Consider the following 8913-nt stretch of genomic DNA (forward strand, 5'->3'; position numbering starts at 1 on the left):
GCGCCCGCCGAGGAGCAGGCGCCAGCCGGCGAAGCGCCGCGCGCAACCGATACCGCGCCGGAAAGCGCACCCGCAGCCGCGGAACAGGCGCCTGCGGAAGAGGCGCCAGCCGTGCGCCGCGATCGGAACGCACCGCGCAACGGCGAAACGCGCGCTCCGCGGGGAGAGGTCGTCGACGAGGCATCCGACGACACGCTGCCCGAGAACGCCGCCCCGGTGCTCGACAGCGCCAAGGAGCCGGCGGCGACCGAGGGTGATAACCGACGGGCCGGCCGTCCGGATCGGACGAGGCCTGCCGAGACCGCGGCCGAGGAGGCCGCGCCGCCGCCCACGAGCGACCATGACGCCCAGGCACCCGAGATCCGCAACCAGGAGATCCGTTCGATCACGGCAACCGAAGGTCGGCGCATGGAACGCAACGAGACCCGTCGCGACCGTCGGCAGCGGCCGGAGGGGTCGGAGGTCGTTCGCGAGAGCGGCGGTCGGGTCATCTTCCAGTTCAACAACCAGACCTTCGTCGAGAGCAACGACCTGCCGCGGCTGTCGCGCGATGCCCGCGACGTCTACTATGAGGAACTGCCGCGCGGGATGGTGCGCGAGACGATCGTGCGCCCGGACGGTTCCCAGATCGTCACCGTCCGGAACCGCCAAGGCGACGTCGTGCGACGCTCGCGCATCACTCCGGAAGGCCGCGAGATCGTTCTCACCTACGTCGCTGAAGACCGGTGGGAGCGCGATCGTGACTGGCGCGATCCGGGCGACGAACTGCCGCCGTTGCGGCTGCGCATACCCGTCCGCGAATACATCCTCGATGCCGGGCGCGTCGATGATGTCGACAGCTACTACGCCTTCCTCGACCAGCCTCCGGTCGAAAGAGCCCGCAGGCTCTATTCGGTGGACGAGGTGAAACGCTCCGCCCGGTTGCGCGACACGGTTCGGCGCGTCGATCTGGACACGATCACCTTCGCGACCGGATCGGCCGAGATCGCGCGGTCGGAAATCGATGCGCTCGAGGGCATCGCCAACGCCATGCTGCGCCTGCTCGACGACAACCCGGCCGAGACCTTCCTGATCGAGGGCCACACGGACGCAGTCGGCTCCGACATTTCCAATCTCGCCCTGTCGGATGCGAGGGCCGAGAGCGCGGCAGATGCCCTCACCCGGTTCTTCGGCATCCCGCCCGAGAACCTGGTTACCCAGGGCTATGGCGAGCGTTACCTGAAGGTTGCGACCGATGGTCCGTCGCGTGAAAACCGGCGCGTCGCCATCCGGCGCATCACCCCGCTGGTGACCCCGGTCGCATCACGCTAGAGCGCATCGAGACCACAGGGCGTGCGGCGCGATTCATCGCGCCGCACGCTTGCGTTTACAAGAACGGCACTTGGCGCGGAAAACGCGGCTTTTCCCGCCCATCGCGGTGAATGTGGTATTGTAAAGGCTGATTCGCGACCCGACATTTCCGTGGCTCGCACGTTTGTCCGTTCGACTGTAAGACCACGTGTAAACTGCTCGTCCGGCTGGATTATCCACCTCGGCACAAGGAGCCTGATTGCATCCCGTTTACTAAGCTGGCAAACTTGTTTCCCAGCTTTGAAAGGAAGAAATGCTCGTCACCCAACGCACTTTCTCCGCTTCGATCGAGCGCGTTCGCCGCATGCTCGGCGGTGCGCCCGCGCGCCTCCAGGTGGCCGCGCTGCCATGGCGAGAAACCGAAAAGGGTGTGGAGGTGATGTTGATCACGAGCCGTGATACCGGCCGATGGGTGTTGCCCAAGGGCTGGCCGGAAGCCGGCGAGATGCGCTGGGAAGCCGCGTTGCGGGAAGCGGGTGAGGAAGCAGGCCTGGTCGGAACGATGTCGGACCAGGAGATCGGCCGCTACATCTACGGAAAGAACCTCAAGTCAGGGCTGGAACAGCGCTGCGAAGTCCACGTCTTCCCGCTCAAGGTCGAAAAGGTTGAATCCCATTGGCCGGAAAAAGGCCAGCGCCAGCGCAAGTGGTTCAAGCCCTCGATCGGCGCCAGCCGGGTTCGCGAGCCGGAACTCTCCCAGATCCTCTTCGGTTTCAATCCGGTTCGCTAAGGCGGTTTCTCAGGCATGACGGATACGAGTGGCTCGCCTGCGCGCGGCATCCAGGCTAGCGGCGTCCTGGCCGTGAATGCGGCTTAGGGCGTCAGCCATGGCCGGAACTCCAGACAGAACGCGCAAGACCACGCTCGACAAGGATCTCGACAAGCTGATCCATATCGAGGAGGCGACCAGCTTCCTCGCGCGGGGCCTCGTTGCCCCTGGCGCCGCACTGTTCTTCATGGCCTTCGTGGCCGTCGCCGCAGCCATCTTCACGGCGGGCGACCCGGGCGCCATCGCCATCGTCGCCGCCGCGGCGATCGGTGCCTACATGGCGCTCAACATCGGCGCCAACGATGTCGCCAACAATGTCGCGCCGGCGGTCGGCGCGCGCGCGCTGACCATGGGCGGAGCGCTCATTCTCGCGGCGGTGTTCGAGACCGCCGGGGCGCTGATCGCCGGCGGCGACGTGGTCCAGACCATCTCCCGGGACATCATCGACCCGGCTTCGGTGGCCGAACCAGCCGTCTTCGTGCGCGCGATGATGGCGGCGGTCTTCGCCTCAGCCATCTGGATCAACCTCGCCACAGCCATCGGCGCACCCGTTTCAACCACCCATTCGGTGGTCGGTGGCGTCATGGGCGCCGGCATCACCGCCGCCGGCTTCGCGGCCGTCAACTGGGGCGTGATGGGCAGCATTGCGGCAAGCTGGGCCATCTCGCCCGTGCTCGGCGGGATCGTCGCGGCCGGATTTCTCGCCTTCATCAAATCCCGGATCATCTACCAGGACGACAAAATTCGCGCGGCTCGAACCTGGGTGCCGATCCTGATCGGCATCATGGCCGGCGCCTTCGCCGCCTATCTGGCGATCAAGGGGTTGGCGCGGCTGGTCCACGTCAGCGATGCGAGCATCGCTATGATCGGCTTCGGCGCCTTCCTGATGGCATGGGGGCTCTCGCGGCTGCTCGTCATCCGGCAGTCCGCCCAGATGGAGAACCGCAATCATTCGCTGCGCAAACTGTTCAAGCTGCCGCTGATCGCGTCGGCGGCCCTGCTCTCCTTCGCGCACGGCGCCAATGACGTGGCGAATGCCGTCGGGCCACTCGCCGCCATCGTGCAGACCGCGCGCGGCGGCGGCGTAGATGCTGCCGTCACCATTCCGCTCTGGGTTATGCTGATCGGCGCCTTCGGCATTTCCTTCGGCCTGCTTCTCTTTGGCCCCAAGCTGGTGCGCATGGTCGGCCAGCAAATCACCAAGCTCAACCCGATGCGCGCCTTCTGCGTGGCGCTTTCGGCGGCGGTGACGGTCATCGTCGCCTCCTGGTTCGGACTGCCGGTCAGTTCCACCCACATCGCCGTGGGCGCCGTCTTCGGCGTCGGCTTCTTCCGCGAATGGTACACGGCGAATTCGCCGCGCCGCCGCGCCTACATGGAGCGCAAGGCGGAACGGCGGCGAGCTCTACGGCTGGCGGACGGCATCACGGCAGAACCGAAAGAACTGTCCGATTCCTGGGCAACCGACCGGAATGGACCGGTCGATACGGTCGAGATGGAAGTCGCGGAGGAGGTCGTGAGACGCAGGCTCGTCCGCCGGGCCCATGTCTCCACCATCATCGCAGCCTGGGTCGTCACCGTTCCGGCGGCCGCTTTGCTTGCCGGCGGGATCTTCCTGATCCTGGGGACGTTGCGGTGAATCGCATCAGCGACGAAAGGACGGTCCAATGCCACTTCGCCTGACGGGTTCGTGCCGCTGCGGCGCCATCCGCTTCTCGGTCGACAGCCACACGCCGGTTCCCTACCAGCTCTGCTACTGCTCCATCTGCCGCAAGCAGCAGGGCGGCGGCGGTTATGCGATCAATCTCGGGGCGGATGCCCGCACGCTGGCGGTCGAGGGCGACGAGCATCTGGGGTTGTATCGCGCCGAAATCCAGGATGACGAGCGCCCGGGCTGCGAGGTGTCTACGGGAGAACGGCGCTTCTGTGCGCGCTGCGGTTCGGCGCTCTGGCTCTACGATCCGAACTGGCCTGAACTCGTCCACCCGTTCGCGAGCGCCATCGACAGCGCGTTGCCGCGCGCTCCGCAGCGGGTCCACCTCATGCTCAAGTACAAGGCCGACTGGGTCGAGCCCGACATTCGGCCTGACGACGACATCTTCGAACTTTATCCGACCGAATCCATTGCCGAATGGCACAGGCGCCACGGCCTGTGGATCGACTGACGACCGTCAGGCGGCGTCGGCGGCGGCCCGAGCCTCGGCAAGCGCCTTCAGGTCGGCCGGCTTCAGTTCCACCGACTCGCCGCAGCCGCAGGCCGATGACTGGTTGGGATTGGTGAAGGTGAAGCCCGACCGCAGCGTCGTCGTCTCGAACCCCATCTCGGTGCCCAGCAGGAACAGCGACGCTTCCGGCGCGACATAGACGTGAGCGCCATCGCGCTCGATGTGATCGTCACGCGGATCGGGATCGGTCACGAGATCGATCGTGTATTCCATGCCCGCGCAGCCGCCCTTCTTGACGCCGACGCGTACGCCTCGGGCGCCGTCCCGCCCGTCGATGATCTCGCGCACGCGGCGCGCAGCCACGTCAGTCATGGTCATCACCTGGAAACGTCCCATATCGATCTCCTGTCTTCGCGCGGATCGATGCAAATCAATCCCGACTAAAATGGGAAACTTCCGCTCCCGACGCAAGGCCGCAGGCTTGGGCCACACAGCGCCGCTGCTGCCGAATGGCAAAGGGCGGCGCCGGTTCCCCGACGCCGCCCTCAAGATCGAACCGTTCGATGCCCCGCCTATTCGGCGGTTTCGGCGTCCTCGGCCTTGGCGGCCTTCTTCTTCGGCGCGGCCTTCTTCTTGGGAGCCTTTTCCTTCTCTGGCGCAGCCTCGGCGGTCTCGGACTTCTCGGCCTCGTCGTCGGCCATGAGCTCTTCCTTGGAGACCTTCTTGTCGGTCACGCTGATCTGCCCAAGGAGATGGTCGACGACCTTCTCCTCGAAGATCGGCGCGCGAAGCTCGGCCAGCGCGCCCGGGTTCTTGCGGTAGAAGTCGTAGACTTCCTGCTCCTGGCCGGGATAGCGGCGAACGAACTCGAACAAGGCGCGCTGCATCTCCTCGTCGCTGACCTGAACGCCGGCCTTGTCGCCGATCTCAGCCAGCACGAGGCCGAGGCGCACGCGGCGTTCGGCAAGACGCTGATACTCCGCGCGGGCGTCTTCCTCGGTCGTGTCCTCGTCGGCGAAGCTCTTGCCGGCCTGCTCGAGATCACGCGTCACCTGCAGCCAGATGTTGTTGAACTCGGCCGTCACCAGACGGGCGGGCGCCTCGAAAGTGTAGGCCGCGTCGAGCGCGTCGAGAAGCTGGCGCTTGACCTTCTGACGGGTGACCGAGCCGAACTGGTTCTCGAGCTGGCCCTTGATGATCTCGCGCAGACGCTCGACGGACTCGAGGCCGAGGTTCTTGGCGAGGTCGTCGTTGAGTTCGATCGGCTCGGCCTTGGCCACTTCCGTCACCTTCACGTCGAAGGTGGCCGCCTTTCCGGCGAGGTGCGCGGCCTGGTATTCAGCCGGGAAGGTGACTTCGATCGTCTTCCCGTCGCCGGCCTTCACGCCGACCAGCTGGTCCTCGAAACCGGGGATGAACTGTCCCGAACCCAGGACGAGGTTGGCGCCGGTGTCGGTGCCGCCCTCGAAGGCTTCGCCGTCGACCTTGCCGACGTAATCCATGGTCACGCGATCGCCGCTTTCGGCCGCGCCGTCCTTGGCGGTGAAGGTGCGCGCGGACTCAGCGATCCGCATCGCCTGTTCGTCGATCTCGGCCTCCGGCACGTCGTAGACTTCCCGCGTGATCGAAATGCCGGACACGTCCTGGATCTCGATGGCCGGAATGACCTCGTAGGCGATGGAAAACTCGAAGTCGGCCTGGCCGGCCAGGATCTTCTCGGCTTCCTTCTCGTCCTCGGTCATCTTGACCTCGGGCTGCATGGCCGCCTTCTCGCCGCGATCGCTGAGGATCGACGACGTCGACTTGGACAGGATGTCGTTCACGACCTCCGCCATCATCGACTTGCCATACATCTTGCGGAGATGTTGCATAGGCACCTTGCCGGGGCGGAAACCATTGATCCGCACCTTGCCCCTGGCGTCGTTCAGACGTTCCAGGAGCCGGGCTTCCATATCCTGGGCGGGTACGACCACCTGGATCTCCCGTTTCAGCCCTGCATTCAGCGTTTCGGTTACCTGCATCATCAAACCTTTGTCTTCACGGGGTGCGAGGCGCAACAGCGATGCGGCCGCGCGCCTTCCGGATTCCTTTGCCGGGAGTGGCTTCTGGTGCGGGTGGAGGGACTTGAACCCCCACGGCTTGCGCCACAGGAACCTAAATCCTGCGTGTCTACCAGTTCCACCACACCCGCTTCGGAAGCATCCTGCCTCCCAAAGCGGGGCGTTCTATATCACTGCACTTCCCGGCTTCAAAGGGAAAACACCCGAAAATTGCGGCTTTTTTCGCGCCCTCCGGGGATTTCAGCCGCCTTGACCGGCGCTGTCGCCGGGCGAGACTGGCGGGTGCCGAACCTCGGTCAATAAAGTGCCTCGTCGAACAGTCTCTCCGACCCGTCGAAAAAGGCCTTGATCTGGGCCTTGCCGTCGTGGCCGATGGCCACCAGCATGCGGAAAGGCCGGACCGAAAGGTCGCGCTCGATGGGGCGTCCCTCTCCTTCCGGCAGGTAGAAGCGCTCGATCCCGTAGGTCGCGCGGAGCATCTCCGACCCGCCGAGATCGGAATCGACCAGGCCGGCGATCTCGACCGTGTCGTCGTCGGCAAGCACAGCCGGCTGGTCGGCAAGCCTTGCGCCGACGGCCCGCCAGAGCCCGTCCTCGCCCGGCGCGAGCCTGACCATGATTGCAGTGCCGCGCCGCAAAGGTTCGCGCCCCGTCGCGATGGTAGCCCAGTCGAGCGTCGTGATCTCGTAACCCAGGCGCACGTAGTCGCCGCGCAAAAGATCCCGCGGGTCGACCGGTTCCACCTTGAGCAGAACCTCGCGACCGTCGCGCAGGATGGACGCGCGACCTTCGATCAGCGCAGCGAGAAAGCCGATCTGAACAATCGCCACCAGAAGCGCGGCGCCGATGACACGCCATGTCCTGTTCATGGAGTCTTCTCCTGCGCTTGGGAGCGCGCCTTGAAGCGGCGCTCGAACCTCACGATGACCGCGGCCGCAAGCGCGAGCAGCAGTCCCGACGCCAGCAGGAACCCGGCCGTGCCGAGCATGGTGCCGATGGTCAACACGTAGACCAGGCAAAGCTCGGCGCCGAAACCGAGGTATGCCAGCCATCGCACGCCCCGGTCGTTGCCGCGCGACAGCACCAGCGCGCCGATGCAGGCAGCAAAGGACACCAGCGCAACGACCGCCAATCCAGCCCCCTCGCCGAAGGTGACATGGAGGAGGAGCATCGCCAGGCCGAACGCCATCATGGCGTGGATTCTGATGCCGCCCACGCCGAAGACCTGTTCGTCCTTCGCCCCGAGGCGGATCGCCGTCACGAACAGCGCCGCCGCGCCGACAGCCAGCAGAACGGGGGCCAGGAACTCGCCGCCGCTCATGTAGACCAGAAGGACATAGATGGAGATCGAGACGAGGATGAAGTGTCGCGCCACGGCGGAGCGTGTCCACCATGACAATGCCCAAAGCGCCGCCAGGACCGGGAGCGTGGTGGACGGGGCCGACGTGTCGCGCCAGATGTCGAACCCTTCGGACCACATCCAGACGACGGCGAGCGCCACCGATACCGCCGTCAGCGCAGACGAGCGCAGGATCGCCGCCGACAGCGCAGCGGCGCCGCACCAGACGATCACGGCCTGCGTCTCGTCTCCCGACAAGTGGTACATCTGCCCGACGAGCGCCATACCGCCGCCAAACGCGGCGATGCCCACGAGGTAGCCCGCCTCGGCGAGCCGGGGATGGCCGCGCAGGATGGCGACTGCGCCGAAGCCGTAGCCTGCCAGAACCAGGACGAGGACCATGCCGACCCGCGCGAGACGGGGAAACGCCTCCCAGTTTGCCGCCACGAAAAGCAGGATCGCGGCGCCGAACAGCAGCGCGGCGAAGGCCGACAGGACGGCCGCGAAGCTGAAACCGGCAGTGGCCCGCGATTCCACATCCCGGCGGAGACGAAGCGCCGTCTCCGCATCGATCAATCCGTCCGCCTGCCAGCGATCGATTTCGGCCGTCATCCGTGAATGGTGGTTCGCCATGCCTGGCCCCTGCCTCGCTCAGCCCATGGATCCTAGCGCGAACCCATCATGCGCGGGCGCAAAAAACGTGTTCTGACAGACACTTGCACGACCGCGCTTCGATTCGACCCATGCCACTCAAACCGTTTGATGTTGCAATGCACAATACGCATCGCTGCTATGCAACAAACGCGCTTCAAAAGCGCGACGGCCAGTCATATCTTCACATCGAACACGAGAACAGCCGAAACGAAAATATTCGAAACGAGACGTGCCATGAACCTGATCCGCAACTATCGCAACTGGCGCCGCTACCGGGAAACCGTGACAGAGCTGAGCCGCCTTTCCAATCGCGAACTGAGCGATCTGGGCATTGCCCGCGGTGACATCAGCTTCGTGGCTCGCAAGGCCGTCTGACGCGTTCAACGAGTTTCGCCAGAACCTACCTCCTCCCAGGTTCTGACGGATTGGCAAGGCATCCACCTCCTCCCGGGTGCCTTCCGAAATCAGCACCGGTCGCACCTCCTCCCGCGACCGGTGCTGTCCTCCCCCGAAACGGGGAACAGATTGACGAATTCCGTCGGGATCCACCTCCTCCCGGTGAACGACGGATCGGCC

At 65.4% G+C, this 8913-nt stretch carries 9 protein-coding genes and 1 tRNA gene; 5 read left to right on the forward strand and 5 right to left on the reverse strand.

Annotation, left to right across the window (positions count from 1 at the left end):
* From EJC49_RS16495 to EJC49_RS16510, 4 genes are all read left to right on the forward strand, one after another.
* The coding region (locus EJC49_RS16495; RefSeq protein WP_245453435.1) for an OmpA family protein at nt 1-1311 on the forward strand (1311 nt) is incomplete at its 5' end.
* 292 nt (nt 1312-1603) lie between these two features.
* Nucleotides 1604-2080 carry an NUDIX hydrolase gene (locus tag EJC49_RS16500; RefSeq protein WP_126701039.1) on the forward strand — a complete coding sequence of 159 codons (477 nt, stop codon included), beginning with the start codon at nt 1604-1606 and terminating at the stop codon, nt 2078-2080.
* Between the two features lie 97 nt (nt 2081-2177).
* Nucleotides 2178-3758 (forward strand): inorganic phosphate transporter, encoded by a 1581-nt coding sequence (locus EJC49_RS16505; RefSeq protein WP_126701040.1) that lies wholly within the window; start codon nt 2178-2180, stop codon nt 3756-3758.
* A 28-nt stretch (nt 3759-3786) separates the two neighbouring features.
* A complete protein-coding gene (locus tag EJC49_RS16510) occupies nt 3787-4284 on the forward strand; it encodes a GFA family protein (RefSeq protein ID WP_126701041.1) in 498 nt (165 codons plus the stop codon).
* 6 nt (nt 4285-4290) lie between these two features.
* Here EJC49_RS16510 and sufA read toward each other — a convergent pair whose 3' ends face one another.
* The 5 genes from sufA to EJC49_RS16535 all read right to left on the reverse strand — a co-directional run bounded on the left by sufA (nt 4291) and on the right by EJC49_RS16535 (nt 8316).
* Complete coding sequence (gene sufA / locus EJC49_RS16515; protein WP_126701042.1) at nt 4291-4680, reverse strand: Fe-S cluster assembly scaffold SufA; 390 nt, start codon at nt 4678-4680, stop codon at nt 4291-4293.
* Between the two features lie 176 nt (nt 4681-4856).
* Entirely contained in the window at nt 4857-6305 is a 1449-nt protein-coding gene (tig, locus tag EJC49_RS16520) for a trigger factor (RefSeq protein WP_126701047.1), read from the reverse strand.
* Between the two features lie 85 nt (nt 6306-6390).
* Nucleotides 6391-6475 (reverse strand) — tRNA-Leu (locus tag EJC49_RS16525).
* Nucleotides 6476-6640: 165 nt separating this feature from the next.
* Complete coding sequence (locus tag EJC49_RS16530; RefSeq protein ID WP_126701043.1) at nt 6641-7213, reverse strand: GDYXXLXY domain-containing protein; 573 nt, start codon at nt 7211-7213, stop codon at nt 6641-6643.
* A complete protein-coding gene (locus EJC49_RS16535; protein ID WP_126701044.1) occupies nt 7210-8316 on the reverse strand; it encodes a DUF2157 domain-containing protein in 1107 nt (368 codons plus the stop codon). The genes EJC49_RS16530 and EJC49_RS16535 overlap by 4 nt, the downstream gene beginning before the upstream one ends.
* Before the next feature lie 255 nt (nt 8317-8571).
* Between EJC49_RS16535 and EJC49_RS16540 the strand changes: the two genes are divergently transcribed.
* Nucleotides 8572-8712, forward strand: a complete 141-nt coding sequence (locus EJC49_RS16540) for a DUF1127 domain-containing protein (protein ID WP_126701045.1) — start codon at nt 8572-8574, stop codon at nt 8710-8712.
* Nucleotides 8713-8913: the final 201 nt, after the last annotated feature.

Source organism: Aquibium carbonis, assembly GCF_003970795.1.
Taxonomy (GTDB): domain Bacteria; phylum Pseudomonadota; class Alphaproteobacteria; order Rhizobiales; family Rhizobiaceae; genus Aquibium; species Aquibium carbonis.

What these genes read in the sequence shown, in the direction of transcription:
- EJC49_RS16500 (WP_126701039.1), top strand. Translation starts at nt 1,604, where the DNA reads ATGCTCGTCACCCAACGCACTTTCTCCGCTTCGATCGAGCGCGTTCGC.
- EJC49_RS16505 (WP_126701040.1), top strand. Translation starts at nt 2,178, where the DNA reads ATGGCCGGAACTCCAGACAGAACGCGCAAGACCACGCTCGACAAGGAT.
- EJC49_RS16510 (WP_126701041.1), top strand. Translation starts at nt 3,787, where the DNA reads ATGCCACTTCGCCTGACGGGTTCGTGCCGCTGCGGCGCCATCCGCTTC.
- sufA (WP_126701042.1), bottom strand. Translation starts at nt 4,680, where the DNA reads ATGGGACGTTTCCAGGTGATGACCATGACTGACGTGGCTGCGCGCCGC.
- tig (WP_126701047.1), bottom strand. Translation starts at nt 6,305, where the DNA reads ATGCAGGTAACCGAAACGCTGAATGCAGGGCTGAAACGGGAGATCCAG.
- EJC49_RS16530 (WP_126701043.1), bottom strand. Translation starts at nt 7,213, where the DNA reads ATGAACAGGACATGGCGTGTCATCGGCGCCGCGCTTCTGGTGGCGATT.
- EJC49_RS16535 (WP_126701044.1), bottom strand. Translation starts at nt 8,316, where the DNA reads ATGGCGAACCACCATTCACGGATGACGGCCGAAATCGATCGCTGGCAG.
- EJC49_RS16540 (WP_126701045.1), top strand. Translation starts at nt 8,572, where the DNA reads ATGAACCTGATCCGCAACTATCGCAACTGGCGCCGCTACCGGGAAACC.